This window comes from Alteraurantiacibacter lauratis (assembly GCF_037154155.1).
Lineage (GTDB): Bacteria > Pseudomonadota > Alphaproteobacteria > Sphingomonadales > Sphingomonadaceae > Alteraurantiacibacter > Alteraurantiacibacter lauratis.
On the sequence record NZ_JBANRN010000015.1, the window covers coordinates 22,501 to 46,755 of the forward strand.

The 24,255-nt window shown below is 65.4% G+C and carries 28 protein-coding genes and 1 tRNA gene; 19 read left to right on the forward strand and 10 right to left on the reverse strand.

All coding sequences use genetic code 11. The annotated features are described in order from the left end of the window. Nucleotides 1-450 precede the first annotated feature (450 nt). The 8 genes from WFP39_RS13110 (at nucleotide 451) to WFP39_RS13145 (ending at nucleotide 8,805) form a co-directional block, all read left to right on the forward strand. Nucleotides 451-1,467: a glycosyltransferase gene (locus tag WFP39_RS13110; protein ID WP_336920204.1), complete on the forward strand. Its 1,017-nt coding sequence runs from the start codon at nucleotides 451-453 to the stop codon at nucleotides 1,465-1,467. Nucleotides 1,468-1,480: 13 nt separating this feature from the next. Next, on the forward strand, nucleotides 1,481-3,022 hold the full coding sequence (locus WFP39_RS13115) for an oligosaccharide flippase family protein (RefSeq protein WP_336920205.1): 1,542 nt from the start codon (nucleotides 1,481-1,483) through the stop codon (nucleotides 3,020-3,022). After that, nucleotides 3,019-4,176: a hypothetical protein gene (locus tag WFP39_RS13120; RefSeq protein WP_336920206.1), complete on the forward strand. Its 1,158-nt coding sequence runs from the start codon at nucleotides 3,019-3,021 to the stop codon at nucleotides 4,174-4,176. Before WFP39_RS13115 ends, WFP39_RS13120 begins: the two co-directional genes overlap by 4 nt. 111 nt (nucleotides 4,177-4,287) lie before the next feature. After that, nucleotides 4,288-5,238, forward strand: coding sequence for a retroviral-like aspartic protease family protein (locus WFP39_RS13125; protein ID WP_336920207.1), 951 nt, complete (start codon nucleotides 4,288-4,290; stop codon nucleotides 5,236-5,238). A gap of 46 nt (nucleotides 5,239-5,284) precedes the next feature. Beyond that, nucleotides 5,285-7,129, forward strand: a complete 1,845-nt coding sequence (locus tag WFP39_RS13130; RefSeq protein WP_336920208.1) for an ABCB family ABC transporter ATP-binding protein/permease — start codon at nucleotides 5,285-5,287, stop codon at nucleotides 7,127-7,129. A 16-nt stretch (nucleotides 7,130-7,145) separates the two neighbouring features. Beyond that, nucleotides 7,146-7,679: a hypothetical protein gene (locus tag WFP39_RS13135; protein ID WP_336920209.1), complete on the forward strand. Its 534-nt coding sequence runs from the start codon at nucleotides 7,146-7,148 to the stop codon at nucleotides 7,677-7,679. 86 nt (nucleotides 7,680-7,765) lie between these two features. Further along, on the forward strand, nucleotides 7,766-8,269 hold the full coding sequence (locus WFP39_RS13140; protein ID WP_336920211.1) for a hypothetical protein: 504 nt from the start codon (nucleotides 7,766-7,768) through the stop codon (nucleotides 8,267-8,269). Next, nucleotides 8,266-8,805: a hypothetical protein gene (locus WFP39_RS13145; protein WP_336920213.1), complete on the forward strand. Its 540-nt coding sequence runs from the start codon at nucleotides 8,266-8,268 to the stop codon at nucleotides 8,803-8,805. The genes WFP39_RS13140 and WFP39_RS13145 overlap by 4 nt, the downstream gene beginning before the upstream one ends. On the opposite strand, the gene WFP39_RS13150 is transcribed toward WFP39_RS13145, so the two are convergent. The 3 genes from WFP39_RS13150 to WFP39_RS13160 form a co-directional block, all read right to left on the reverse strand. Then, nucleotides 8,802-9,191 (reverse strand): MerC domain-containing protein, encoded by a 390-nt coding sequence (locus WFP39_RS13150; protein WP_336920214.1) that lies wholly within the window; start codon nucleotides 9,189-9,191, stop codon nucleotides 8,802-8,804. The two genes, WFP39_RS13145 and WFP39_RS13150, sit on opposite strands and share 4 nt — an antisense overlap. Nucleotides 9,192-9,269: 78 nt before the next feature. Continuing rightward, nucleotides 9,270-10,568, reverse strand: a complete 1,299-nt coding sequence (hslU, locus tag WFP39_RS13155; protein ID WP_336920216.1) for an ATP-dependent protease ATPase subunit HslU — start codon at nucleotides 10,566-10,568, stop codon at nucleotides 9,270-9,272. A gap of 35 nt (nucleotides 10,569-10,603) precedes the next feature. Beyond that, a complete protein-coding gene (locus tag WFP39_RS13160; RefSeq protein WP_336920218.1) occupies nucleotides 10,604-11,668 on the reverse strand; it encodes an acyltransferase family protein in 1,065 nt (354 codons plus the stop codon). 155 nt (nucleotides 11,669-11,823) lie between these two features. Between WFP39_RS13160 and WFP39_RS13165 the strand changes: the two genes are divergently transcribed. Then, nucleotides 11,824-12,093, forward strand: a complete 270-nt coding sequence (locus WFP39_RS13165) for a PepSY domain-containing protein (RefSeq protein ID WP_336920220.1) — start codon at nucleotides 11,824-11,826, stop codon at nucleotides 12,091-12,093. Nucleotides 12,094-12,117: 24 nt separating this feature from the next. Here WFP39_RS13165 and hslV read toward each other — a convergent pair whose 3' ends face one another. Continuing rightward, complete coding sequence (hslV, locus tag WFP39_RS13170; protein WP_336920221.1) at nucleotides 12,118-12,696, reverse strand: ATP-dependent protease subunit HslV; 579 nt, start codon at nucleotides 12,694-12,696, stop codon at nucleotides 12,118-12,120. A gap of 83 nt (nucleotides 12,697-12,779) precedes the next feature. Then, nucleotides 12,780-13,259 (reverse strand): outer membrane protein assembly factor BamE, encoded by a 480-nt coding sequence (locus WFP39_RS13175; protein ID WP_336920222.1) that lies wholly within the window; start codon nucleotides 13,257-13,259, stop codon nucleotides 12,780-12,782. 197 nt (nucleotides 13,260-13,456) lie between these two features. On the opposite strand from WFP39_RS13175, the gene WFP39_RS13180 reads away from it, so the two are divergent. Both WFP39_RS13180 and WFP39_RS13185 read left to right on the forward strand, forming a co-directional pair. Continuing rightward, nucleotides 13,457-13,993, forward strand: a complete 537-nt coding sequence (locus WFP39_RS13180) for a ubiquinol-cytochrome C chaperone family protein (RefSeq protein WP_336920223.1) — start codon at nucleotides 13,457-13,459, stop codon at nucleotides 13,991-13,993. Then, the gene (locus WFP39_RS13185; RefSeq protein WP_336920224.1) at nucleotides 13,990-14,523 is read left to right on the forward strand and encodes a YceD family protein; all 534 of its coding nucleotides are present in this window, start codon (nucleotides 13,990-13,992) and stop codon (nucleotides 14,521-14,523) included. Before WFP39_RS13180 ends, WFP39_RS13185 begins: the two co-directional genes overlap by 4 nt. Before the next feature lie 204 nt (nucleotides 14,524-14,727). Here the strand turns inward: WFP39_RS13185 and ssb are convergent, their stop codons facing one another. The 3 genes from ssb to WFP39_RS13200 form a co-directional block, all read right to left on the reverse strand. Then, the gene (ssb, locus tag WFP39_RS13190) at nucleotides 14,728-15,249 is read right to left on the reverse strand and encodes a single-stranded DNA-binding protein (protein ID WP_336920301.1); all 522 of its coding nucleotides are present in this window, start codon (nucleotides 15,247-15,249) and stop codon (nucleotides 14,728-14,730) included. Nucleotides 15,250-15,346: 97 nt separating this feature from the next. Beyond that, the gene (locus WFP39_RS13195; RefSeq protein ID WP_336920226.1) at nucleotides 15,347-16,054 is read right to left on the reverse strand and encodes a COQ9 family protein; all 708 of its coding nucleotides are present in this window, start codon (nucleotides 16,052-16,054) and stop codon (nucleotides 15,347-15,349) included. Then, nucleotides 16,038-16,676 carry an ankyrin repeat domain-containing protein gene (locus tag WFP39_RS13200; protein WP_336920228.1) on the reverse strand — a complete coding sequence of 213 codons (639 nt, stop codon included), beginning with the start codon at nucleotides 16,674-16,676 and terminating at the stop codon, nucleotides 16,038-16,040. Before WFP39_RS13200 ends, WFP39_RS13195 begins: the two co-directional genes overlap by 17 nt. 92 nt (nucleotides 16,677-16,768) lie before the next feature. Here WFP39_RS13200 and WFP39_RS13205 point away from each other — a divergent pair, with 92 nt between their 5' ends. The 6 genes from WFP39_RS13205 (at nucleotide 16,769) to WFP39_RS13230 (ending at nucleotide 20,731) form a co-directional block, all read left to right on the forward strand. Further along, nucleotides 16,769-17,392 (forward strand): SCO family protein, encoded by a 624-nt coding sequence (locus WFP39_RS13205; RefSeq protein WP_336920229.1) that lies wholly within the window; start codon nucleotides 16,769-16,771, stop codon nucleotides 17,390-17,392. Nucleotides 17,393-17,399: 7 nt separating this feature from the next. Continuing rightward, nucleotides 17,400-17,831: a YcgN family cysteine cluster protein gene (locus WFP39_RS13210; protein WP_336920230.1), complete on the forward strand. Its 432-nt coding sequence runs from the start codon at nucleotides 17,400-17,402 to the stop codon at nucleotides 17,829-17,831. Beyond that, a complete protein-coding gene (locus tag WFP39_RS13215; protein WP_336920231.1) occupies nucleotides 17,828-18,580 on the forward strand; it encodes a M48 family metallopeptidase in 753 nt (250 codons plus the stop codon). Before WFP39_RS13210 ends, WFP39_RS13215 begins: the two co-directional genes overlap by 4 nt. 69 nt (nucleotides 18,581-18,649) lie before the next feature. Continuing rightward, nucleotides 18,650-19,126 carry a hypothetical protein gene (locus WFP39_RS13220; RefSeq protein ID WP_336920233.1) on the forward strand — a complete coding sequence of 159 codons (477 nt, stop codon included), beginning with the start codon at nucleotides 18,650-18,652 and terminating at the stop codon, nucleotides 19,124-19,126. Continuing rightward, entirely contained in the window at nucleotides 19,113-20,108 is a 996-nt protein-coding gene (gene ribD / locus WFP39_RS13225) for a bifunctional diaminohydroxyphosphoribosylaminopyrimidine deaminase/5-amino-6-(5-phosphoribosylamino)uracil reductase RibD (RefSeq protein WP_336920235.1), read from the forward strand. The genes WFP39_RS13220 and ribD overlap by 14 nt, the downstream gene beginning before the upstream one ends. 5 nt (nucleotides 20,109-20,113) lie before the next feature. Further along, nucleotides 20,114-20,731, forward strand: a complete 618-nt coding sequence (locus WFP39_RS13230) for a riboflavin synthase (protein WP_336920236.1) — start codon at nucleotides 20,114-20,116, stop codon at nucleotides 20,729-20,731. A 192-nt stretch (nucleotides 20,732-20,923) separates the two neighbouring features. Here the strand turns inward: WFP39_RS13230 and WFP39_RS13235 are convergent, their stop codons facing one another. Together WFP39_RS13235 and WFP39_RS13240 are read right to left on the reverse strand one after the other, a co-directional pair. After that, nucleotides 20,924-22,102: an amino acid aminotransferase gene (locus WFP39_RS13235; protein ID WP_336920238.1), complete on the reverse strand. Its 1,179-nt coding sequence runs from the start codon at nucleotides 22,100-22,102 to the stop codon at nucleotides 20,924-20,926. A 70-nt stretch (nucleotides 22,103-22,172) separates the two neighbouring features. Next, nucleotides 22,173-22,979, reverse strand: a complete 807-nt coding sequence (locus WFP39_RS13240) for a DUF1134 domain-containing protein (RefSeq protein ID WP_377923456.1) — start codon at nucleotides 22,977-22,979, stop codon at nucleotides 22,173-22,175. 253 nt (nucleotides 22,980-23,232) lie between these two features. Between WFP39_RS13240 and WFP39_RS13245 the strand changes: the two genes are divergently transcribed. Both WFP39_RS13245 and WFP39_RS13250 read left to right on the forward strand, forming a co-directional pair. Beyond that, nucleotides 23,233-23,324 (forward strand) — tRNA-Ser (locus WFP39_RS13245). A 157-nt stretch (nucleotides 23,325-23,481) separates the two neighbouring features. Further along, nucleotides 23,482-24,153, forward strand: coding sequence for a response regulator transcription factor (locus tag WFP39_RS13250; RefSeq protein WP_336920239.1), 672 nt, complete (start codon nucleotides 23,482-23,484; stop codon nucleotides 24,151-24,153). Nucleotides 24,154-24,255: the final 102 nt, after the last annotated feature.

Consider the following 24,255-nt stretch of genomic DNA (forward strand, 5'->3'; position numbering starts at 1 on the left):
TATGTTGGCGACCGGGCGGTGGGAGGCGGTGAAGCCGTCGTCCCGTCCGGTGAGAGGCCATATATGGATGGGGTTGAGTCGGGTCAACGCCTTTTTGCAATTTTCTTACATTCTCTCGAAAAATGACCTGAAAACAATGCTTTATTGGCCTACTTTTCAGATCATCCCGGCAAGCAACCTATATGGCAAGGGTTGCCTGAACCACGGCTTTACCCCTTCGTCCACCCCCTTCCGGACACCTGATTTACGCCTTGGCCAAGGCGAAAATGCGGCGCAATTTTCGAAGCGTCGGACAGTGCGAATCTGATTCGTGGGAATCGGCGAACCTGATTCTCGGATCGCTGCGATTCCCGTTTTTCGAGCGATTCAGGTTCACTGCCCCTGCCATTGACCCGATCTTTACGGCCCTGCGGTATCGCGCTCCCTTTAGAAGGAGCAGTCTGGCAGATCATGGTGGCCCAAACCCCGAACCGCGAATCTCTCCCCGCGCTGAGCGTGGCGATGAGCGTCTATAATGGCGAGCGCTTCCTGGCCGAGGCGGTCGACAGCATCCTTGCGCAGAGCTTTGCCGATTTCGAATTCCTCATTCTGGATGACGGCTCCACCGACGCCACGCCGCAGATCATTGCCGATTATGCCAAACGCGATTCGCGCATCCGCCCGATCATCCGGGAGAATCGCGGACTGGTCGCCAGCCTCAACCAGCTGCTGGACCAAGCCCGCGCGCCAATCATCGCCCGCATGGATGCCGATGACATCGCCATGCCCGAACGCTTTGCCAAGCAGATGGCCTTTCTTGCCGCGCATCCCGATCACGGCGTGGTAGGCAGTTGGAGCCGCGACATGGCCGAGGATGGCGGCCCCTATGTCACCATGGGCCACGATCATCCGGTGACACATGCCGAGTTCCTGCACAATATCCGCCACGGCGGCCCGCTGCTCTGCCATCCGGCGGTGATGTACCGGCGCGACATTGTGCGGGCGCAGGGCGGATACCATGCCGCCTTTCGCCATTGCGAGGATCTCGACCTGTGGCTGCGGCTCGCCTCGGTCACCAGGATGGCAAACCTGCCCGAACGGCTGATCCGCTATCGCCATTATGCGGGGCAGGTGTCCAAGCGCCACGCGACCGAACAGCAGGTGGGCGCGGCGATCGCCTATGAAGCCTGGCGCGTGCGCGACGCGGGCAAGCCCGATCCCACCGCCGATCTGGATGTGCTGCCCCCGATTGAAGAGCTCGACGCCTTCTTTGGAGAGCCCGGCGTTGCCGCCCGCGTGCGTGCCGCCGTGGCGCATGGCATAATGCATTCCCCTGTGGCCCTTCGCGATAACGGGTTCGAGATCATGCTCGACCATGTGCGCGGGGGCGGAAATCAGGCGGGGCTGTGGCGCACCGTGGCGCGCCTTGCCAAGCTGGGCGAGCCGGGGCGCGCGCTGCGCTTGGCTGCCGCTCTGGCGACAAGCTGACCGCGCAAGAGCCATGACCAATCCCGCCCCTCCCCTTCCTGCGGCGAACCCCGCCGCACGCGAACCCGCCGCGATGAGCGTGCGGGCGGCCGCGGTGTGGGCGATGGCGGGGCAATACGGTTCCTTTGCAATCCAGTTCGTCACCTCGGTCATCATCAGCCGCTATTTCCTCGCGCCGGCTGAGGTGGGGCTGTTCTCGATCGCGCTGGCCGCGGCAATGCTGGTCGCGGTGCTGCAGGACTTTGGCCTCTCGCGCTATATCTCCGGCCTGCCCGACCTGACGCCGGAGGAAGTGAACCGCTGTTCGAGCGTCGCCTTCATTTTCTCTCTGCTCGTCACCGCGATCATCGCCGCGCTGGCATATCCGTTGGCGGCGTTTTACCGGATGGAAGCGCTGGCCCCGCTGCTGCTGATCATTGCCGGCTCCTATCTGTTCCTGCCTTTATCGGTGGTGCCGCTGGCGCTGATGGCGCGGCGGATGCGGTTTGGCGGGCACTTCGCAGTGACGGTGGGCGGGGCGAGCGTGCATGCCGCCGTGGCGCTTACCCTTGCATGGATGGGCTTTTCCTCCTTCGCGCTCGCCTGGGCGGTGCTGGCCACGGGCTTTGCGCGCGGGGTGATCGCGCAGGTGCTGCAACCGGCCAAGACCTTTCCGCTGCGGCTCGATGGCCTCCGCCCCGTGCTGTCCTTCGGCGGCAAGGCATCCGCGCTTTACCTGACAGGCGCGCTGGGTTCGCGTTCGCCCGATCTGATCGTGGGGCGGCTGGTCGATCTGTTTGCGGTTGGCCTGTTCAGCCGCGCCACCAGCCTTGCGGAGCAATTCCGCGTGCTGATCGCGGGCGCGATTGGCGGCGTGTTCTACCCCGCCTTTGCGCGCATACGCGATTCCGGCGGGCCACTGGCACCGGCCTATCTGCGCGTGGTCGCGGGCTATACCGCAATTGTCTGGCCGGGCATGGCGGGCCTCGCGCTGGCAGCATGGCCGCTGGTGATGATGCTGTATGGCCCTGTGTGGATCGACACCGCGCCTCTCTTGACGCTGATTGCATTGCAGGCCGCGCTGCTGATGGCGCTGCCTTTGGTGAGCGAGCTGCCGATCCTGCTGGGGCGGATGAACCGGCTGCTGGTGCTCAACATGGTCGAGACTGCGCTTTCCATCGCGCTGCTGGTGGCGGGATCGCTGTGGGCGGGCGCATGGGGGGCGGCGGCGTCGCGGCTGGTCTATGCGGTGTGCTTCATGGCCATCTATCTCGCTTTCATGCGCGCCCTGGTCGGCTTTTCCTATGCCCAGTGGCTGGCGATTCTGGGCAAGAGCCTTATCGCCACCCTCGCCGCGCTCGCCCCGCTGGGCGCGACCTATCTGTTCTGGCTAGGGCCGGAGGCGATCACCTTACCCGTGCTGCTGCTGGCAAGCTGCGCGGGTGGGCTGTGCTGGCTGGCCGCGCTCGTGGCCACGCGGCACCCGGCATTGGATGATATGCGGCGCATGGCCGCGCCATTGGTGCGCCCGGTTCTGCCGCAACTGGGCAACTGGCTGGCGATGGAGCGGGCATGAGGGAAATCGCGCTCTCCTCGGTCACGCTGGACCCTGCTTCTGGCCTGCTGCGCGAAGCTGCACGCGCAGCGCATATGCAATTGCCCGATTACGCGGACAAGTATGACTGGGACACGCTGTTCTACGATGTCTACCGCGCAGGGCCGCACATCGTGTTTCAAGGGCCGCCCTTCCTCAACCTGCTCGAACCGCTGAAGGCGAGCGCGCCGTTCACGGGCGCTTTCGGCTTCCCCCGCTTTGCCGCCCGTCATTTCGGGCAGAAGAAGCGCGGCGAGATCTGGCTGCGATCTGATGCGCAAACGGTAGAGATCGACGGGCCGCTGGGCCGCTATGCCATCGCCGTTCAGCCCGACTTGGCGCATCTGTTTGCCGGGCGGCGCGTCATCACCACGCTGTCAAAGGACAACGACTTGCGCTGGATTGCCGATTGGGTGCGATTCTATGCCCGCATCCACGGGGCGGACGGCGTCCTGTTCTACGATAACGGCTCCTCCGCCTATGGCATGGCCGACTTGCAGGCCACTTTGGACGAGGCGGCGGGCGGCGCCTTCCCCGCCGTGGCGGTGAGCTGGCCATTTCGTTACGGCCCGCAAGGCGGGATGGCGGGCGCGGTGAACGGGGTGGAGGCCGATTGGGACAGCGATTTTTGCCAGACCGGATCGCTCCAGCACGCGCGCCACCGCTTCCTGCGCCGCGCCTTGAGCGTGCTCAATGTCGATGTGGACGAGCTTGTGCTCGATGATGAGGGCTGCACCTCCATCTTCGCCGCAACCGAGGCGTCGCACCGCGGCTTCATCAAGTTTCCCGGCCGCTGGATCAACACCCATGCCGCCCCGCCCGCGCAGCGCGCCACCTGCCGCCACGCCGATTTTGTGTTCCGCGACCTGCCCGACGAGGCCGTTTGCCCGCCCAAATACTGCCTTGTGCCGGGCCGGGCCGACCGCCTTGCCTACAGCTGGAGCGTGCACAACCTGTTCGGCGCTGCCGCCAACCGGCATATCTCCACCCGCTTCAGCTACCGCCATATGCGCGGCATTACCAACAGCTGGAAGGAAGACCGTTGGGCTGCCACCGGCGCAGACCCGGCAACTTTGCCCCGCGATGCCGCGCTGGAAGCGGCCTTTGCCGTAGCGGGGTTGCCACGCTCGCATTGAGCGGAATACCGCTCCGATACCGCCCAAGGCCGGGTTTGGCCGCGGCCTTCACTGTGATATCCTATGCCACAGATGACCGGGCCTTGATTACCCCGGCACAACGAGGACACCATGCACTGGCTTTCCCTTATCGCATCAACCGCGCTGGCTACGGCTTCGGCGGCGGACGCGCAGGTGGCCGCCCCCATCGCCGCTGCCGCGCTGGCCGATGAAACGGTCGAAGTGCTGCAATTGCAGGACGAACTCTATTCCCGGATGACGGTGCCGGTGATGATCAACGGGCAGGGGCCGTTCAATTTCATGATCGACACCGGTGCGCAGGCCAGCGTGCTGAGCCATGCGCTGGCCGACCGGCTGCAATTGACCGAGCGCGAAAGCGCCACGCTGGTGGGCATGGCGAGCGAGCGGCGGGTCGAGACCGCACTGATCGACGAGATCAGCTTTGGCAGCGGCATTTACCGCGATGGGGTGGCCGCGCTGGTGGAAGGCGACAATATCGGCGGGGCCGACGGTATCCTGGGGCTTGATTCGCTGCAGGATCGGCGCGTCCTGATCGATTTCGAGAACCGGCAAATGGAAGTGGCGCATCCCGGCGAGCGGCAGAGCAATCGCGGGTTTGACATCGTGGTGCGCGCGCAGCGGGTGGCGGGGCAGCTCATCATCGCGCGCGCGGTGATCGACGGGGTGCGCACTGCGGTGATCGTCGATACCGGCGCGCAAGGCTCGATCGGCAATGCGGCACTCGAACGCCGCCTGCGCAGCCGGCGCGACAACGCCGCGATCCGCATGACCGATATCAACGGCGTCGAGGCGCTGGGCGCGATCCGCTATGCCCGCTCGCTGGTAATGGACGAGGCGAGCATCAACAATTTCCCGGTCACCTTTGCCGAGTCGCCCACTTTTGCCGCGATGGGTCTGGAAGATGAGCCAGCGATGATCCTGGGGATGAGCGAACTGCGCCTGTTCCGCCGGGTGGCAATTGATTTTGCCAGCCGCCGGGTGCTGTTCGATCTTCCCGCCAATACGCGCCTGCAGGAAACGCGCGGTTGGGGGCAGCTGTAATCATTCGTCCTTGCCGCAGGCGGGGTGAAGGCCCACTTGGCGAGGCATGATACGCACCAGCAGTTCCGGCGAAAGCCACGATCCCGCTCTGATCGAACAGGCAGGCTGGGGCACGGTGCGCCGGTTCCTGCCCTATCTCTGGCCGAAAGACCGGCCCGATCTGCGCTGGCGCATCGCGGTGGCGGCACTCTTCGTGCTGATCGCCAAGGTCATCGTGCTGTCCGTCCCCTTCGCCTATGCCTGCGCGGTGGACGCGATGTCCGCCGGGGCGACGACCGCGCGCGAAGAGGCGATGTGGGTCGCGCTGGCGCTGGTGCTCGCCTATTCCGCGGGCCGCTTTGCCACCACCTTCTTCGACCAGACGCGCAATATGGTGTTCAACCGCGTGGGACAGGACGCGGTGCGCGACCTGTCCGAAGACGTGTTCGAGCGCCTCCACCGCCTGTCGCTGCGCTTTCACCTGTCGCGCCGCACGGGCGAACTGACCCGCGTGATCGAACGCGGCACGAAATCGATCAGCAACATGATCTATTTCCTGCTGTTCAACATTGCCCCCACGCTGATCGAGATGATCGTGGTCGCGGTGATCTTCTACACGCTGTTCGGCTGGGAAATCGTGGCGGCAACGGGCGTCACCATCATCGCCTTTGTCTGGATCACGCAGGCGATCACCGAATGGCGCACCAAATTGCGCGCCAGGATGAACCGGCTCGACGGGCAGGCGATGGCGCGCGCGGTCGATTCGCTGCTGAATTACGAGACGGTGAAATATTTCGGCGCGGAAGGGCGCGAAAAGCGGCGCTTTTCATCCGCCACCAGCGCCTATGCCGAAGCCGCGATCAAGACCGACAACAGCCTGGCCGTGCTCAACATCGTGCAGGCGCTGATCCTGCAACTGATGATGGCGGGCGCGATGGCGTGGACGGTGTGGGGGTGGAGCCAGGGGCGGCTGTCGGTGGGGGACCTCGTGCTGGTGAACACCTATTTGCAGCAGCTGTTCCGCCCGCTCGACATGCTGGGTTGGGTCTATCGCACGATCCGGCAGGGGCTGGTCGACATGGCGGAAATGTTCAAGCTGATCGACACGCCGGTTGAAGTGACCGATGCGCCCGGCGCGCCCGCGCTGGTGGTGCGCCGCCCCTCCCTCGTCTTCGACAATGTGCATTTCGGCTATGACCCCGACCGCAAGATCCTGCACGGCCTGTCGTTTGAAGTGCCTGCGGGCGCGCATGTGGCGCTGGTGGGGCCATCGGGCGCGGGGAAAAGCACGATTGGCCGCTTGCTGTTCCGCTTCTACGATCCGTGGTCGGGGCGCATCCTGATCGACGGGCAGGATATTGCCGGGGTGACGCAGGCGTCGTTGCGCGCCGCGATCGGTATCGTCCCGCAGGACAGCGTGCTGTTCAACGACACGCTCGCCTATAACATCGCCTATGGCCGCGAGCATGCGGATGAGGCCGCGATAGAGCAGGCGGCGCGCGATGCGGCGATCTGGCCCTTTATCGAAAAGCTCCCCAAAGGGCTGGAAACCGAAGTGGGCGAACGCGGGCTCAAACTGTCGGGCGGGGAGAAACAACGCGTGGCAATTGCGCGCACGCTGCTTAAGAACCCGCCGATCCTGCTGCTCGACGAGGCGACCAGCGCGCTCGATTCGCAGACCGAGGAGGAAATCCTCGCCACCTTGCGCCGCGTTTCCGAAGGCCGCACCACGGTGGCGATCGCGCACCGGCTTTCGACGATTGCCGATGCCGATTTGATCCATGTCATTCAGGATGGCATGGTGGTGGAACATGGCAATCATGCGCAATTGCTGCGCCACGATGGCCTGTATGCCGATATGTGGAACCGGCAATTGCGCGAGGATGCGGACCTTTCCGAAGCCGCACAATAGAAAGAGGATCACGACGATGCGTCCCGCCAAAGCAATTCTCACCCTGGCGCTTTGCAGCGTGGGCCTTGCCGCGCTTGCCGCCCCGGCTGCCACGCAAGGAACCGAACCGCTTTATGTCCGTCACGAAATGCAGGCCGAAATCAATCCGGCGGTGGTGGCGATCTGGGACGTGGGCAACACCGCCACGGACGATTACGGAATGCTCGATGCCAGCAAGATGACGCAGGCGCAGTGGAACACGCTGGCCGATGCCGCCGCCGCGCTGGTCGCCTCCAGCGAACGCATGGCCCGCGCAGGCGATATCCGCGCCGCCGCACCCGGCAATATGGCGACCGAGGAATACGAGGTCACGATGGCACAGGTGCAGGACTATATCGATGCCGATCCGGCGACCTTCCGGGTAAGGGCGGCCGAATTTGCGCTGGTGGCGCGCAATCTCGAAACCGCCGCCCGCGCGCGCGACGCCGCCGTGGCGGGCGAGATTGTCGCCAATCTGGATGCCGAATGCGCGGTGTGCCACGCGCAGTTCTGGTATCCCGAAGCGCCTTGATCTGCTGCCCGGAAGGGCTGGCCCCCATTCCCTGATGACCCAAAATCCCTGATGACTTGGGGCCCCATCAGGCGCAGAAGCGCGCCATGATGTCCACACTCGCCTGGCTGGAACAGACCGCGCCAAGCATTTTCATGCGCGCAGATTTCTACGCCTATTTCGTGGCGCTGATTGTCCATGCCTGGGGCATGGCGCTGCTGGTGGGCGGCGGGATTGCGGTCTGCCTGCGCGTTCTGGGCGTGGCACGCGGAACGCAGCTGGTCAAATGGCGCAGCCTGTTTCCGGTCATGAAGATGGGCGCCGTTCTGGCCGCCGTATCAGGCCTGGCGCTGCTGGCGGGATACCCGGCGAAAGCGCTGACCAATTGGGTCTTTGCGCTCAAATTCGTGTGTCTGATCGGCGGGCTTTGGCTGGTGGCGCATATGGCGCGGGTCAGCTTTTCCAAGGGTGTCGAGCCGGTGGGGCTGGTGAAATTGCAGGCAGTTCTGGCGCTGGCGCTGCTGCTGGGCGGCGTGGCGGCGGGCAAGCTGCTGCTCTATACCAACCAGATGCTGCTGACATCGGATGTGCAGTTCGAGGTGGCGGAATGACCTATCCGACCGATCCGCTGCTCGATCCCGTCGCCATCGTGAATTGGGCGATCGATACCGGCATTTTCGATGTGGCCTATTCCAGCTGGGGCTGGCCGCTGGCCGAGGTGGTGCACTTTACCGGGCTGTGCCTGCTGATCGGCACGGTGGGCGTGGTCGATTTGCGGATGCTGGGGGCCTTTCGCGGGCTGTCCGTCGGCGCGCTGCACCGGCTGGTGCCGTTTGGCGTTGCAGGTTTTGCGTTGTGCCTTGCCAGCGGCGTGGTCTTTGTCGCCTCCAGCCCCGATCAGTATCTCTACAACCCGGCCTTTCAGCTCAAGATGGCGGTGATGGCGTTGGCGGGGGTCAATATGGCGCTGTTCTATGCCACCACCGCGCGGCGGCTGGCGCGGCTTGGCCCGCATGATCCCATTCCGCGTGGCGCACGCTGGTTTGCCGGAGTAAGCCTTGCCAGCTGGCTGTTCGTGATTGCCGCCGGGCGCGTCATCACCGCCTTCCGCCCGCCCGCGTGGTTCTGGTGCGGGTGGTGCGGTTAGAGCGGACACCGCCGCAGCCGCCAGTTGCGGACATGCGCCGCAATCAGCAGCGCGCTGCCGACAATGCTCAGCGCATGTTCAAGCACCGGTGACCAGCCGTTCCACAGGCTGATGGCGAGCAAGGCAATTGCGCCGAGCCCTGCCAGCCCCGGCCCCGCCTGCCTGTGCTGGCGAAAGCCAAGCCAGAACGCGCCGAGCGCAAAGGGCAGTACAAAGGCGAGCGCCAGCAGATGCAGCAGCGGCGAATCCGGGATAAACCGGATCAGGCCGGGCGATGCCAGGAACAGAACCGGCAGCGCCAGACAATGCAGAAGGCACAGCAGGGAAGCGGATGCCGCTGCGCCTTCGATCAGATTGGCGCGGCGCGTGTGACTATCGCCTGACAAGTAAGCCCCCTGCAATTAAGATATGTTATAACATATCTAGAAGCCCACGCGTGCGAAGGTCAACCCTTCGCACGCAGACTACAGGATATATTTCGACAGGTCCGCATTGCCCGCAAGACCCGCCAGCTTTTCGCGCACATAGGCCGCGTCAATCGTCACGCTCTCGCCCACGCGGTCTTCGGCGGTGAAGGACAGTTCCTCGAACAGGCGTTCCATCACCGTCTGCAACCGGCGCGCGCCGATATTCTCGACGCTCTGGTTCACCTGCGCGGCAATCCGGGCGACTTCGCGCACGGCTTCATCGTCCATTGTCACCGTCACGCCTTCGGTGGCGAGCAGCGCCTGGTACTGGCTGACCAGATTGGCGCGCGTCTGCGAGAGGATGGCGACAAAATCCTCCTCGGTCAGGCTGGCGAGTTCGACGCGGATCGGCAGGCGGCCCTGCAATTCGGGCAGCATGTCGGATGGCTTGGCGACGTGGAACGCGCCGCTGGCAATGAACAGCACATGGTCGGTCTTCATCGGGCCGTATTTGGTGGCCACCGTGGTGCCTTCGATCAGGGGGAGCAGGTCGCGCTGCACCCCTTCGCGGGAAACCGAACCGCCGCGCACATCGGACACGGCAATCTTGTCCACCTCGTCCAGAAACACGATGCCGTTGGTTTCCGCATTGGCCAGCGCGACGCGGGCGACATCGTCCTGATCCATGCGCTTTTCGGCTTCTTCATCGACCAGCCGGTCCCACGCTTCGGGCACTTTCAGCTTGCGGCGCTTCTTCGGCGGGCCGCCAAAGGCCTTGCCCATCATTTCGGTGATGTTGATCATCGTTGCGCCGCCGGGCATTCCGGGAATGTCCATCTGCATCCCGCCCGTCTCGGCGACTTCGATTTCCACCTCGGTCTCGTTCATCGCGTTCTCGACGATGCGCTGGCGGAAGCTTTCGCGCGTGGCCGCACTGGCGCTTTCGCCCACCAGCGCGTTGAGCAGGCGTTCCATCGCGGCCTTGCTCGCCGCTTCGCGCACGGCTTCGCGGCGGCGGTCCTTTTCCAGCCTTATCGCTTCTTCCACCAGGTCGCGGGCAATCTGTTCGACATCGCGCCCGACATAGCCGACCTCGGTGAACTTGGTCGCCTCCACCTTAACAAAGGGCGCATCGGCCAGCTTGGCCAGACGGCGGCTGATCTCGGTCTTGCCGCAGCCGGTGGGGCCGATCATCAGGATGTTCTTGGGCGTCACCTCGTCGCGCAATTCAGGGGCGAGGCGCTGGCGCCGCCAGCGGTTGCGCAGCGCGACGGCCACCGCGCGCTTGGCATCGGCCTGGCCAATGATGTGTTCGTCGAGGGCGGCCACAATGGCCTTGGGGGTAAGATTGTCCATATGCCGCCCCCAGATGGCCCCGGTTCGGCCGCGGTTCAAGTCCGGCGACTGGCCACCGCCAATCGCCGGTTGAGCGCGGCGGTCAGCGGGCGTTCCACCCACAGGTAAAAGCCAAGGCTGAGCGCGAAAGCGCCGCCCATCAGGCTGGCGAAATGGAACCACGGCCCCAGCGCGAACAGAAAGCCGGGATAGAACGCCGCCCAGATCCACGCGACCGGCAGATGCAGCAGATAGAGCGCATAGCTCATGCCCCCCAGCATATCGGCAAGGCGGGGTTGCGGCACGCGCAGCGGCCCGCCCACCACAGCGGCAAACAGCAGCAGCGCAGGGATTCCCGCCCACAGCAGATAGGCAAAATCCAGCGCATCGCCGCTTGATCGCGGCAGCAGCGCCATTGCCGGGATCACCGCCAACGCCAGCGCCACGCGCAGGGCTGCGGGCAGCTGTCCTCCCCCCTCGCGCCACAAGGCCAGCGCCATGCCGATGGGGAACAGCAGGCTGACCGGGCGCGTGGCGGCAAACAGCACTGCGCCGGGAGATTCAATCAACAGGCCCAGCAGCACCAGCGCCGCGATCCCGCCCGCCGCTGTTCCCACCGCAGGCCAGCGCCCCGCCGAAATGCCCAGCCCGAAGAGCAGATAGAAAAGCATCTCATAAAACAGCGTCCATCCCGGCCACAGTATCGGCAGCGGCCTTGCCCCGTCCGCCCCGTAATCGGGCACCAGCGCCAGCGAACGCAGCAGGTGCACGCCATCGACCTCGCGCCCCAGCCACGCGAATACCGCGACCAGCAGGCCCGTGGCGATCCAGTAAGGCGGCAGGATGCGCACCGCGCGGCGCAGCCAGAAGGCGCGCATTCCACCTTTCACCCCGAACAGCGGGCGCGAGGCAACGACCATGATGTAGCCCGAAACGAGAAAGAACAGCGGCACCGCGCTTTGCGAGGCGTGGTTGCTGGCGCGCGCCACGCCGCGATCCAGCCCCAGCCCGCCGCCGACATGGTCGGAAAAGGCGAAGGCCAGGTGCCCCGCCGCCACGATGGCCGCCGCCAGAAAGCGCAGCAATTGCACCGAAAGGACACGGCCCTGATGCTGATCCATGCCCCCCTTTTGCCCCCGCTTTGCCGTGCGATCTGTCGCCCTGGCTGCACATTCTGGCCTTAACAGTGTCAGCGAGGCGGCAGAATGACAAGGCCGCCCGGAACGCCCCGTCCCGCAGCGCGTAGATGGTGCAAAGCATTCAGGAGATAACTGTCATGCGTATACTCACAATTGCCGCCGCCATTGCCCTGCCCGCCGCCGCGATCACCCCGGCGCTGGCCAATGACTGGGACGACCAGCCGATCACCGCTGAGGAACGCGCGCGCGTTATGGCTGCCATCGCGGCTGCGGGATGCACCAACCCCGACAGCATCGAGCGCGATGATAACGGTTATGATGTCGACAACGCTAAGTGCGAAGGCGGCGTATATGACATCGATCTCGACAAGGCGTTCAACATCACTGAACGCGACCGGGAAGATTAAGCCGCATCGGCTGGCGGTGGAGAGCTAGACCCGCTCCACCGTCAGCCGGTCATTGGTATAGATGCACAGATCGCTCGCCACGGCCATGGCGCGGCGGGCGATTTTTTCGGGATCGTCCTCGTAATCGACCAGAGCGCGTGCCGCGGCCAGCGCGTAATTCCCGCCCGAACCGATCGCGGCAATCACGGCATCCCCTTGCGCTTCGGGTTCGAGCACATCGCCATTGCCCGTCAGCACCAGCATGGCATCGGCATCGGCCACGATCATCAGCGCTTCCAGATTGCGCAGATATTTGTCGGTCCGCCAGTCCTTCGCCAGTTCCACCGCGGCGCGCAGCAATTGGCCGCCATGCGCCTCCAGCTTTTTCTCCAGCCGTTCGAACAGGGTGAAGGCGTCCGCCGTGGCCCCGGCAAAGCCTGCCACCACGCGGCCATCGGCGCCCAGACGGCGCACCTTGCGGGCATTGGGCTTCATCACGGTGTTGCCCATCGACACCTGCCCATCGCCCGCGATCACGGTCTGCCCGCCGCGGCGCACGCCGATGATGGTGGTGGAATGCCACTGCACGAGGCCGTGGGCGGAAGCGCTGCCTGGTTCTGTCATGCGCGACGATATGGGCAGGCTGCCCGCTGACAGCAAGATGCGATCAGCGCCAGGGATCAAGAGTGCCGCCTGGCAGGGGTCACTTAACGCGGCGGCGCGCCACTGCCACCCATGCCTGCCGCGCCGACCTGCCCGATATTGCCGAACAGATCCTGCAGGAAGGTGCGGTTGCGGCCCAAAGTGGGCGTCTCGCGGCCATCCGGGTCGAGGCGCACCACGCGCTCCATCCCGCTGCGTTCGACCGACAGGACATTGCCCCGCTCGTCATAGCGGATGGCAAGCACCGTGTGCCCCGCAATTCGGGGCCGGGTAAAGGGCGCCTGTTCGGTGCGGCTGGAGATGTAATACCACACCGGATCGCCAAACTGGCTCTGCATCGTGGGGCGGCCCAGCGTGCCTTGCACCGATTCGCGGTTGTCGAGGCCCGGCTGCACCGATGCCACCAGCACTTCATCGACAAGATAGCCGCGCTGATTCTGGATCGAGGCGCAGCCCGCCAGCGTCAGCGCCGCGACCCCGGCCACCGCAGTCCGCACGATCAATTGCCTGCTGGGCAGATGCATAAAGAAGCCTTCGTCCTTCGCTGGGCCATGTCGCCAACCCGCCGCGCCCAAGGGCCGCATTGCGGGAAAGGCGGCATGCCCTATATGTTCGCCGATATGTTCGGAAGCCAGCCTTACGGGCTGGCGCCAAATCGTGCAATGCGCTTGCCCACAGGGCTTTGAACGCCTGCTTAACACCCGCGAAAGGCCAAACGCCGATGTCCTTCTTTGCTCGCCTGCTGGGAACCGCGCCCGATCCGGTCGAGGCGGTGCGACCGCTGTGGCACCGCGTGGTGGCGATCAGCCGCCAGCCTGATCATTACGCGCGCTGCGGCGTGGCCGATACGATCGACGGGCGGTTCGACATGATCGTGCATATCCTCTCGCTCACGATGCTGCGAATGGAGGCCAGCTCCGATCCCGGCTCCGATCTGGGCCTGCAAACCGCGCGGCTGACCGAATTGTTCGTGGAGGACATGGACGGCCAATTGCGCGAAAACGGCATTGGCGATGTGGTGGTGGGCAAGCATATCGGCCGCTTGATGGGCGCGCTGGGCGGGCGCATGGCGGCGCTGCGCAAGGTGATGGCGCGGCGCGATGCCGCCGCCTTGGCCGAAGTGCTTGAACGCAATATCCACTGGAACGACAGCCCCGATCCGCCGGCGCTGGCGGTGCGGCTGCTGGACCTGTCTGCCGAGCTTGCCGCGCGCAGCGATGCCGAGGTGCTGGCTGGTAATTTCGGAGAACCGCAGTGACCGCAGCCCCCATCCCCGCACCCGAATTCCCGCATATGGTGGACCGGCGGCACCTCACCGCCGCACCGCTGGTGCTGCGCGCCGACGCAGCGCAGCGCGCTGCGCTGGCCGCGCGGTTCGGCATCGTGGCGGTCAACCGGCTGGAAGCCACCGTGCGCCTGATTGCCGAGGGCGAGGCGGTAAACGCCGCGGGCACGCTGGAAGCCGACATCGTGCAGGCTTGCGCGGTTTCGGGCGAGGACCTGCCGGTGCGCATCCGCGAAAATATCGCCTTCCGCTTCGTGCCCGATCACGGCCCCGGCAATCCGGACGAGGAGATCGAGCTGGAAAGCGAGGAGCTGGACGAAATCCCCTATACTGGCACCGCCTTCGATCTGGGCGAAGCGATTGCCGAAAGTCTGGCGCTGGCAATCGATCCCTATGCCACCGGGCCAGAAGCCGATGCGGTCCGCGAGAAATTCGGCCTCAATGACGAAGGGCCAAAGGGGCCGCTCGCCGCCGCATTGGCAGCGCTGGTAAAGAAGGACTAGGGCGCTTTCCTACACTGCCGAAAAGAGCCGAGGTTCCCCCCGGCTCTTTCGCATCTGTTCATCCGCCCATGGCGCAAATCGTTCTGCGAAGTGTCAACTTCGCAAGCACAAGCCCATGTCCTTGATAGAAATGGATGAATTGCCGACTCAAGGCATCGTCACGATGTCAGTTTCGTCAACTTTGCCAGCGCGACTGGCGCCAGATCAGAAGGGGATATCGTCGTCCAGATCGTCGGCAAAGCTCGATCCGCCGCCAACCGGACCGCCGGCAGAGCCGCCACCCTGGTTCCATCCGCCCGACGATCCGCCGCGCTCATTCCCGCCCGATCCGTAATCCGATTCCCCACCCATTCCGCCGCCGCGCTGGCCGCCGCCGGGCGCACCGTCGAGCATGGTGAGATTGCCGTTCATGCCCACCGACACTTCGGTGGTGTAGCGGTCATTGCCGTTTTGATCCTGCCATTTGCGGGTGCGCAGCTGCCCTTCGATATAGACCTTGGAACCCTTGCGCAGATAGCGTTCAGCCACGCCCACCAGACCATCGGACTGGAGCACGACAGTATGCCATTCGGTGCGCTCCTTGCGCTCTCCGGTGGCGCGGTCTTTCCATGTTTCGGAGGTGGCGATGCGCAGATTGGCGATGCGTCCGCCGTTCTGGAAACTCTTGATTTCCGGGTCCTGACCCAGATTCCCGATCAGGATTACCTTGTTGACGCTGCCCGCCATCGAATCGTGTCCTCTCAAATTGCCGGCCCATGGCCTAGCCAATCGCAAGGGGCAGCGCCAAGGGCTGCGGGGCAATTATGCCCGACCTACCTGCCCTTTACGCTTGCGGGTACCGCAGCCGCCCAAAAAAACGCGCCAGATCGAAATGTTCGCGCGTTGGCGTGCCTGCGCCGCCCAGCAGCCGCGCCTTGGCTTTTTCAAAGCGCATCACCCCGTCGATCCGCCGATCGAGAAAGGCGGCGCTGTCAGCCTTGGCCATGCTGTCGTCCTGCACATAGACCGCCAGGCAGGCGGCATAGATGCCCGCCAGGATCGCGCGCTTCGTATAGTGATTGTAATCGGTGGCGGTATCGCCCGCCAGCCGCCACATCTTGTCCGCGCTGGCCCAGCCCAGCGCCATGCTACGCGCCAGATTCTGCGGCATCGCCTGAATCGCCAGCGCGCGCGCCGCAGCCTCTTCCACCCCGCGCAGCGCGTCCAGCCGGAACCAGACGAGCGCGCGGATGCGTTCGCGGATTTTCATATTGTCCAGCGATCCGTCGGCAAAGCGGGCCTCCATGTCGGCATCCACCCGCTCGACCAGCGCGGCAATCATGTCCATTGCCCCACCGGGAAAGGCAAGCCGGGCGAGCGCAGGATCGACGCCTTCGTCGGCCGCTGCTGCCGCCACTGCCGCATCGCTCCAGCCGTCGAACACCGCCGCGCGGGCCAGCGCCGGGGCGAGCCGGATACGCAGCGCGTCGAGCGAGTCGTCCTGCTGTTCGTCGTGCCGTGCCATGGCCACCGCCTCAGAAACTCGGCCCATAGCTGCCGCCCTCGGTGGCGGAGCGTTCGTAGCGGGCGATCACCTCGTTGGTTATGTCGCGTTCGCCGCGCAGCCGCGCATAATCGCGCGCCGACCGGCCCGAATGGTCGGTGCGGTCGGGGCTGGCGCCGGCTTGCAGCAACACGCGCATCAGTTCGGTGTTGCGCGCATGCACGGCAAACATCAGCGGGGTTTCGCCGGTATTGTTCGCCACTTCCACCCGTGCGCCGTGGGCAATCAGCTTCTGCACGCCTTCGACCCAGCCGGCCTGCACCGCCTGGATCAGCGGAGTGACGCCAGCATTGTCGGCCAGATTCACATTCGCGCCCTGCTGGTAGAGGTAATCCACCCACACGCCGTTGCGCCGCCCCACGGCCAGATGCATCGCAGTGCGGCCATTGGATATGTCGCGGGCATTGACCACGGTGGAGCCGGGCACGCTGAGCAATTCGGTGACCTTGGACGCGTCGCCGCCGTTCAGCGCCTCTTCCACCGCCTGCAGGAACTGATACCCCTCGGAACGCAGTTGCGCCGATGCGGGTGCGGCGCCAGCCATGCCCAGCGCGAAGCCGGCGGCCGCGATCAATCCCACCAGTTTTCCCGAAACACGAAGACTGCCCATGGCCTGTCCCCAACTCCCTGCAATGCAAAAACGGCAAAAGACGGATTACCGCCATCGCGGATTCTCCCTTGCCGCCGCAGCGTTAGCAGAGCATGAACCGCCCTGTCATGCCAAAGCTCGCTTTTGTCCGTATCCCGGCGCTTCTTGCTGTCCTGCCCGCCCTTGCCCTGCTGTCCGCCTGCGGCCCATCCGCCCCGGCAGAGCCGCCGCCGCTGGAGGGCGCGGCAATCGGCGGGCCGTTCACGCTGGTCAATGGCGCGGGCGAAACCGTGCGGTGGAGCGATTTCGACGGAAAGTGGCGCATGGTCTATTTCGGCTACACCTGGTGCCCCGATGTCTGCCCGTTCGACCTTACCCGCATGATGCAGGGCTATAACCGCTGGGCCGAGGCCAATCCCGAACTGGCAGAGGAAGTGCAGCCGATCTTCATCACCATCGATCCCGAACGTGACACGCCCGAAAAGATCGCCGAATACACCGCCAATTTCGGCACGAAGCTGATCGGACTGACCGGCACGCCCGAAGCCATTGACGAGGCGGCGAAGAACTTTTCGGTCTTCTATTCGCGCGGGCCGGATGATGCCAATGTCGGCTATCTGATGCAGCATTCCAACGCCGCCTATCTGATGGACCGGCAAGGCAATCCCATCGCTCTGCTGCCGGTCGACGAAAGCGCCGAAGGCGTGGCCGCCGAGTTGGAAAAATGGGTGCGGTAGCAAGAGCATGAGGGAGCGTTTCTGGGAACTCCCGCTCGACACGCTTGCCCGCGAGGAATGGGAAGCGCTGTGCGATGGCTGCGGGCGCTGCTGCCTGCACAAGCTGGAGGACGAGGACACCGGCGAAGTGGCCGAAACCAATGTCGCCTGCCGCCTGCTCGACACCCAAACCGCGCGCTGTTCCAATTACCGCCATCGCCGCGCTTTCGTGCCCGATTGCCTGCGCCTGACTTTGCAGCTGGTGAAAAAGGTGCCGTGGCTGCCTTCGACCTGCGCCTATCGCCGCCGCGCCGATGGCGATCCGCTGCCCGGCTGGCACCCGCTGCTGACCGGGGGGCCTGACGCGATGATCGCCGCCGGGGTGAGCGTGGCAGGCCGCGTGATCAGCGAGGACCGGGCCGGACCGATCGAGCATCACCTGACCGAGTGGCCCCAATGATCGGCTGGCTGCGCGGCGAGCGCGGGCAAGCGGCTGGCGATCCCGTGCTGGATCTGGCGCGCGGCCCCTTGCCTATCACGATCCGCCGGCATCCGCGCGCCACGCGGTTGACGATGCGGCTTGCTCCCGATGGCAGCGAATTGCGGATGACCATGCCGCGCTGGGGCCGCACCGCCGATGCGCTGGCTTTTGCCCGATCCCGTGCGGAGTGGGTGGAGGCACAACTTGCCCGCGTTCCGCCTGCGCTGGACATCGCGCCCGGCGCGCGCTTGCCCTTTCGCGGGCGATGCGTGGAGATCGCCTGGCAGAAATCCGCGCCGCGCCGCCCGGTCGTGGACGGGGGCACGCTGCTTGTTGGCGGACCACCCGACAATCTGGCGCAGCGCATCCGCCGCTGGATGGAAGGTGAGGCGCTGGCGCATCTGGCAACCGATCTGGCACATTACTGCATGCGAGCGGGTCAGCCCCTGCCCGAACTGCGCCTCAGCCGCGCGCAAAGGCGCTGGGGATCGTGCAGCAGCGGACGAGGGCGAGTTGGCAAGCGCTGTATCCGCATCAACTGGCGGCTGATCATGGCGCCCGATAGCGTGCGCCGTTCGGTGGTCGCGCATGAAGTGGCGCATCTGGCGCATTTCGACCATTCCCCGGCCTTCTACGCCATGCTCGACAGCCTGTTCGACGGCGATCTGGAGGAGGCTGACAGGTGGCTCAAGCGCGAGGGGCGCGGGCTCTACGCCCCCTTCGGCTGAACGCAAAAGCTGACCGCGCGCACGAAAGCCCTACTGGCGCAAAGGCCCGCAAGCGCCTATCTGCCACCCATGAAGCAATTCCTGCGCCGCATTTCCCCGCGCCGGGCGGTGGCCGATCTTGTCACCGTGTGGCGGCAACCGACCGAGCACCGCTGGGGCCTTTTGGGCGTGGCAATCGCGATGACCTTCGCGCTGTTCATGCTGTTCATTCCCAAAAGCCAGATGGTCGAACCGGAGATGCCCGAAGTCATCTATATCTCCACCTGGGCAGAGGGCCGTACCGAGGCGGAGATCATCGCCTCCAATTGCCGCAACCAGCAATTGCGTGACGAGTTGGAAAGCTTGCTGGCGCAGCGCGCCGAAATCCGCCGCGACATCTACAAGGCGCTAGGCCGCGCCACATTTATCGACGTGGACGCGATCGAGGCCGAGGCGGAAGCCGCGCGCGCCGCCGAACAGGCAGCCAATTCCGTGCCGCTGCCCGAAAATGTCGATCCGCTGGCGCGCCTGTCGGTCGAGGAATATTGCGCCCGTGCGGCGGGTTGAACAGCCTGTTGATGCAGGGGATTCGCGCTGGCTGGATGCCGCCGCCAGCCTTGCCACCCGCGCCCGCCCGATCAGCGCACCCAACCCCGCGGTCGCCGCGCTGGCGGTGAAGGATGGCGTGGTGCTGGGCCGTGGCTGGACCGCGCCGGGCGGACGGCCCCATGCCGAAGCGATGGCCCTGCAACAGGCGGGGGATGCGGCGCGCGGCGCGACACTCTATGTCACGCTGGAGCCCTGCGCCCACGCATCGCCGCGCGGCCCGGCTTGCGCCGATCTAGTGGCCGAGGCGGGCCTTGCGCGGGTGGTCATCGGCTGCACCGATCCCGATCCGCGCACCAATGGCAAGGGAGCCGAACGCCTGCGCAGTGCAGGCATAGCCGTGACGCTGGCCGATCATGCTGCCTGCCGCGACAGCCTGGCGGGCTTCCTGACGCGAGAGGTAAAGCGCCGCCCGCATGTCACGCTGAAACTGGCGGTGAGCGCGGATGGCTTCATCGGCCCTCTATCCGGCGAACCGGTCGCCATTACCGGACCCATCGCCCGCGTCCATGTCCACCGCCAGCGCGCCATGGCCGAGGCGATACTGGTTGGCGCAGGCACGATGCGCCGCGACGCTCCGCGCCTCGATGTGCGCCTGCCGGGGCTTGAGGCGCTTTCCCCCCGCCGGTTCGTGCTGACGCGGGGGGAGGCCCCATCAGGCTGGGACAGGCTCGCCAGCCCGCAAGCCATCGCCAGCCTCTTGCCGCGGCAATATCTCTATGTCGAGGGCGGCGCCCAGACCGCGGCCGCATTCCTGTCAGCCGGACTGGTGGACGAGTTGCACCTCTATTGCGCGCCTTTGACCCTGGGCCAGGGCATCCCGGCCTATGGCGCACTGGGCGCAGCGGCAGCCGGCGCACCGCCACCCGGCTTCACCTGCGTTGACCGGCGCGCTCTGGGCCGCGATAGCTTGCGCATCTTCCGGCCCCATCAGGAGACCTAGGCCCCATGTTTACCGGCATCGTCACTGCCATCGGCACGATTCGCAAAGTCGAACAGCGCGGCGATCTGCGGCTGGAAATTGCCTGCCCGTTCGATCCGGCGCGCATTACCATCGGTGCCTCGATCGCCTGTTCGGGCGTATGCCTGACCGTGGTGCAAAAGGGCGGCGAGCCGGGCGATGCGTGGTTCGCGGTCGATGTTTCGGCTGAAACCGTCCGCCGCACTGCGCGGTCCATGTGGGCCGAAGGGCGGCGGCTGAACCTTGAACCCTCGCTCAAGCTGGGCGACGAGATGGGCGGCCATATTGTGACCGGCCATGTCGATGCGGTGGGCCGCGTGGTCGGCTGGCAGGGTGAAGGCGATTCCATCCATGCGACGATTGCCGCGCCGCCCGCACTGGCGCCCTATATCGCGGCCAAGGGATCCATCACGGTGGATGGCGTCTCGCTGACGGTCAACGCGCTCGACGATCAGGCCGATGGCAGCGTGCACTTCCACCTCAACCTTATTCCGCACACGGTCGAAGTGACCACTTTGGGCGCGCTGAATTCAGGCGACGAGGTCAATCTGGAGATCGACGTGGTCGCGCGGTATCTGCAACGGATGATGGGCCTGAGAGGCTAGGTTTTCGTTTCGCTATTTCACACGAAGACACGAAGATGTCGTGTCGGCGGCGCAGGCGCTTTTGCCGTCAGGCGTTGCACCTTGCGAGACCGTCGCGGTGATTCACAACGCCTGCGGCGGGCAGGACATCTTCGTGTCTTCGTGTGAGAAACCGCCCAAACAGCAGCCCCTCACACGAAAAACCCGAAAACCTCAGCCGCTGACCGCAGCCAGCGCACCCACAAACGTGCCGATATTGTCGGTCGTCAGGCCGGCAATGTTGATGCGGCCCGAACCCGCCATATACACGGCGTGATCGGCGCGGATCGCGGCGATCTGATCCTTGTTCAGCGGCAGCATGGCGAACATGCCCTGCTGCTGGCCCAGCGGCACCAGATTGACATGGCCCGCCGTGCCCGATGCGGCCAGTGTATCGCGCACCTGCCGGATACGCGCCCGCATCGAGGCGAGTTCTTCCAGCCAGCTTGCGGTCAGCGCGGCATCTTCCAGCACCATGCGAACCGCCGCCGCGCCGTGATCGGGCGGCATCGACCAGTTGGCGCGGGCCAGCGCGTGCCCGTTCGACAGCGCGGCCTGCGTCTGCGCGGGATCGCGGGTGAAGACGTAGAACGCGCCCACGCGGTCGCGGTAGAGGCCGAAATTCTTGTCACAGCTATAAGCGATCAAGGCCTGCGGGAGGCGAGCGACCACGGCGCGGGTGCCATAGGCGTCCTCGTCCATGCCGGCGCCCAGCCCCTGATAGGCAAGGTCGATGATCGGCAGCACGCCGGTTTCGGCCAGCAGATCGACAATCGTGTCCCATTGCGCGGGCGTGTAATCAATGCCGGTGGGGTTGTGGCAGCAGCCATGCAGCAGCACCGCATCGCCCCGCTGCGCGCTCTTCAAAGCGGCGGCCAGCGCATCCAGATCGGCACTGCCATCGGCGGCGGCATGGTTGAACGCGACCAGCTCCACACCGGTGTCGGCCATGATCTGCGCATGGTTGGGCCAGCTGGGCGTGCCCATCAGCACGCGGCGAACCCCGGCCTTCTTGGCCAGAGCCACAGCCAGACGCACAGCGCCCGTGCCGCCGGGGGTCTGCATCCCGTCGATCCGTCCGCCCTGCGAAGGATCATCACCTCCGAAGATATGCGGCATCAGCGCATGGACAAAGCCCATGTCGCCTTCGGGCCCCAGATAGGCCTTGGTATCCTGCTCGGCCACCAGCTTTGCCTCGGCCGCCTTGATGCAGGCAAAGACGGGCGTTGCCCCGTCGGCCGTGCGGTAGACGCCCACGCCAAGGTCGATCTTGGCCGGACGCGGGTCCGCATCATAAAGCTTGATCAGCGCCAGCAGCGCATCGGGCGGTTGTTGGGTCAGTGTGTCGAGCATAGCGGCGGCTCCATGCCGCCAGCGCCGCTCTATCGCAAGCGCGAATATGCCCTTTGGCGCAGGAATTCGATCAGAACGGCACCCATCGCTGCTTGCGCGAGAAGCGCATATAGCCCGCATTGACCCCCAGCCTGAGACCCGCGCCCACGCGGATCGGGATCAGCACGGTATTGCCCTTGCGCAGATAGCTGGCGGTAAAACCACCCACCAGATAGGCCTGCCCCTCGCCCGCCGGGAAACGCTCATACAGGTCGTCGGTATTGTCGAGATTATAGACCAGCACGAAGGTGTTGCCGGCATTGGCCCCGGCATCGAGGCCAACCGAAGGGCCAGTCCAGTAGACGGGCATATTGCCCTCGATCCGGTGGAACAGCGTGCCCGAACCGTAACGCACGCCAAAGATGAACGCGCCGCCGCCTTCGCGCCCGACGATATAAGCGTTGGGTTCGCCCTGGCGCGACAGGATATCCTGAATCAACCGCGCCAGACCTTCTGCCCCACGCCCGAACAGCCCCTCGGCCGCGCCGATCAGGTCGTCTTCAGCATAGGTGGTGGATGGAGATGCCGGCGTTGGCGCTGCGGCGCGTGTGACCGGAGCGGCAGCCGCCTGGGGTGCGGGTTCGGGATAGGTTTCCGGCGGCAGGTCGAGCACCGCATCGGCATAACGGTCCGTCGGCGGGGCCACGGTGGGCGCTGTGGTCGTGCCGGGACGCGCCAGATCGGCATCGATCGCGGCATTGGGATCGACGCGTTCCATCCCCTGCGCGGTTGCCGCACCGCTCCATATCAGCGTGGCCATCGCGGCAGCGAGAATGATTGCCGCACGCGCCGCCCATTCGCCTGCTGCGCGGCCCGACCGGGCCATCGGCTTCACCATGTTCCGTTCCTTTCCCCCAGTCCAAGCGGACTGCTTCACACCACAAAAGAATCCTTTGCGGCTGAAGCGGCAATGAACGCGCGGCGAAACGAATCCGTTTTGCGGCGAATCGAATCAATTTGGCGCTTCGCGGCCAAGCCGGGATCGGCGGCGCATCCGCAAAAACACCGGCAGGCACAAATGCATGGACCGCGCCCTCGCCCACTTGCCCCGGCCCGATCGCCTCGTTATAGCCCGCCCGCGCCGCTGATGCGGAGACGTGGGTGAGTGGCTGAAACCAGTTCCCTGCTAAGGAACCATACTCCTATCGGGGTATCGAGGGTTCGAATCCCTCCGTCTCCGCCACCCGGCGCCACGTCCCCTCAACCGTGGATACCGGACCGGGCCATGTCCGTCGGAGCAGGCGGGCGCTTGGCCGCACATCCGTCATATGCCAGTCACATCCCCGTGTCACCTGCACGCCGGGGCGCACGCGCGCGCTTGTATTGCAGGGGCTTAGTTGATGAACCGCGTCAGTATCCTCACCACCGATACGCAGGCCGCGCGGTTTGACAGGTTTTCCAACGGCGAAACCGATTTCGTCTTCGGCCTGCTGACGCCCGACGGGCCGGAAAAGCTGGTGGAAGGGCAGGCATGGGCTTTTGTCGACTGGGTGATGAAGGATCTGTCGGGCCTGGAAATGTGCCGCCGCCTGCGTGCCGATCCGCGGCTGGCGCAGGCGCATATCACCATGGTGCTCGAAGCCGACGATGCCGACGACCGGCGCCGTGCGCTGAAGGCAGGCGCGGATGATTACGCGATCGGCCCGCTCGACCGGCAGGCCATGCTCGACCGGGTGCTGGCGCTGCATGCCAACGCGGTGCGCCCGCTGGCGCGCCAGATGGTCGAAGCCGGCGATCTGCAAATCAATGTCGCGGGCGAACAGGCGCGCTGGAAGGGTGCGCTGATCCCGCTGCGGCCCAACGAGTTTCGCGTGCTGCGCTACATGGCGGAAAACGCCAACCGCATCCTGACCCGCGCCGAGCTTGTCCATGCGCTGGGCAAGGCGGGCGATCCCGATTACCTGCGCACGGTCGATGTGTGGATCAAGCGGCTGCGCTTTGGCCTTCGTGAAGCGGGTGCGGGGCACCTGCTGCGCACCGTGCATGGCAAAGGCTACGTGCTCGACCTGTAAGCCCCTGTCCTGGCGGCGTTTTTCCGCTCTGCTTGGCCGCCGGGCGCGGCTGCGTGCCGGCAGTTGCGCGCCACAAAAAGAAGGCTCCGCCCTGCAATGAGG

What these genes read in the sequence shown, in the direction of transcription:
- WFP39_RS13110 (WP_336920204.1), top strand. Translation starts at nt 451, where the DNA reads ATGGTGGCCCAAACCCCGAACCGCGAATCTCTCCCCGCGCTGAGCGTG.
- WFP39_RS13115 (WP_336920205.1), top strand. Translation starts at nt 1,481, where the DNA reads ATGACCAATCCCGCCCCTCCCCTTCCTGCGGCGAACCCCGCCGCACGC.
- WFP39_RS13120 (WP_336920206.1), top strand. Translation starts at nt 3,019, where the DNA reads ATGAGGGAAATCGCGCTCTCCTCGGTCACGCTGGACCCTGCTTCTGGC.
- WFP39_RS13125 (WP_336920207.1), top strand. Translation starts at nt 4,288, where the DNA reads ATGCACTGGCTTTCCCTTATCGCATCAACCGCGCTGGCTACGGCTTCG.
- WFP39_RS13130 (WP_336920208.1), top strand. Translation starts at nt 5,285, where the DNA reads ATGATACGCACCAGCAGTTCCGGCGAAAGCCACGATCCCGCTCTGATC.
- WFP39_RS13135 (WP_336920209.1), top strand. Translation starts at nt 7,146, where the DNA reads ATGCGTCCCGCCAAAGCAATTCTCACCCTGGCGCTTTGCAGCGTGGGC.
- WFP39_RS13140 (WP_336920211.1), top strand. Translation starts at nt 7,766, where the DNA reads ATGATGTCCACACTCGCCTGGCTGGAACAGACCGCGCCAAGCATTTTC.
- WFP39_RS13145 (WP_336920213.1), top strand. Translation starts at nt 8,266, where the DNA reads ATGACCTATCCGACCGATCCGCTGCTCGATCCCGTCGCCATCGTGAAT.
- hslU (WP_336920216.1), bottom strand. Translation starts at nt 10,568, where the DNA reads ATGGACAATCTTACCCCCAAGGCCATTGTGGCCGCCCTCGACGAACAC.
- WFP39_RS13160 (WP_336920218.1), bottom strand. Translation starts at nt 11,668, where the DNA reads ATGGATCAGCATCAGGGCCGTGTCCTTTCGGTGCAATTGCTGCGCTTT.
- WFP39_RS13165 (WP_336920220.1), top strand. Translation starts at nt 11,824, where the DNA reads ATGCGTATACTCACAATTGCCGCCGCCATTGCCCTGCCCGCCGCCGCG.
- hslV (WP_336920221.1), bottom strand. Translation starts at nt 12,696, where the DNA reads ATGACAGAACCAGGCAGCGCTTCCGCCCACGGCCTCGTGCAGTGGCAT.
- WFP39_RS13175 (WP_336920222.1), bottom strand. Translation starts at nt 13,259, where the DNA reads ATGCATCTGCCCAGCAGGCAATTGATCGTGCGGACTGCGGTGGCCGGG.
- WFP39_RS13180 (WP_336920223.1), top strand. Translation starts at nt 13,457, where the DNA reads ATGTCCTTCTTTGCTCGCCTGCTGGGAACCGCGCCCGATCCGGTCGAG.
- ssb (WP_336920301.1), bottom strand. Translation starts at nt 15,249, where the DNA reads ATGGCGGGCAGCGTCAACAAGGTAATCCTGATCGGGAATCTGGGTCAG.
- WFP39_RS13195 (WP_336920226.1), bottom strand. Translation starts at nt 16,054, where the DNA reads ATGGGCCGAGTTTCTGAGGCGGTGGCCATGGCACGGCACGACGAACAG.
- WFP39_RS13200 (WP_336920228.1), bottom strand. Translation starts at nt 16,676, where the DNA reads ATGGGCAGTCTTCGTGTTTCGGGAAAACTGGTGGGATTGATCGCGGCC.
- WFP39_RS13205 (WP_336920229.1), top strand. Translation starts at nt 16,769, where the DNA reads ATGAACCGCCCTGTCATGCCAAAGCTCGCTTTTGTCCGTATCCCGGCG.
- WFP39_RS13210 (WP_336920230.1), top strand. Translation starts at nt 17,400, where the DNA reads ATGAGGGAGCGTTTCTGGGAACTCCCGCTCGACACGCTTGCCCGCGAG.
- WFP39_RS13215 (WP_336920231.1), top strand. Translation starts at nt 17,828, where the DNA reads ATGATCGGCTGGCTGCGCGGCGAGCGCGGGCAAGCGGCTGGCGATCCC.
- WFP39_RS13220 (WP_336920233.1), top strand. Translation starts at nt 18,650, where the DNA reads ATGAAGCAATTCCTGCGCCGCATTTCCCCGCGCCGGGCGGTGGCCGAT.
- WFP39_RS13230 (WP_336920236.1), top strand. Translation starts at nt 20,114, where the DNA reads ATGTTTACCGGCATCGTCACTGCCATCGGCACGATTCGCAAAGTCGAA.
- WFP39_RS13235 (WP_336920238.1), bottom strand. Translation starts at nt 22,102, where the DNA reads ATGCTCGACACACTGACCCAACAACCGCCCGATGCGCTGCTGGCGCTG.
- WFP39_RS13240 (WP_377923456.1), bottom strand. Translation starts at nt 22,979, where the DNA reads ATGGTGAAGCCGATGGCCCGGTCGGGCCGCGCAGCAGGCGAATGGGCG.
- WFP39_RS13250 (WP_336920239.1), top strand. Translation starts at nt 23,482, where the DNA reads ATGAACCGCGTCAGTATCCTCACCACCGATACGCAGGCCGCGCGGTTT.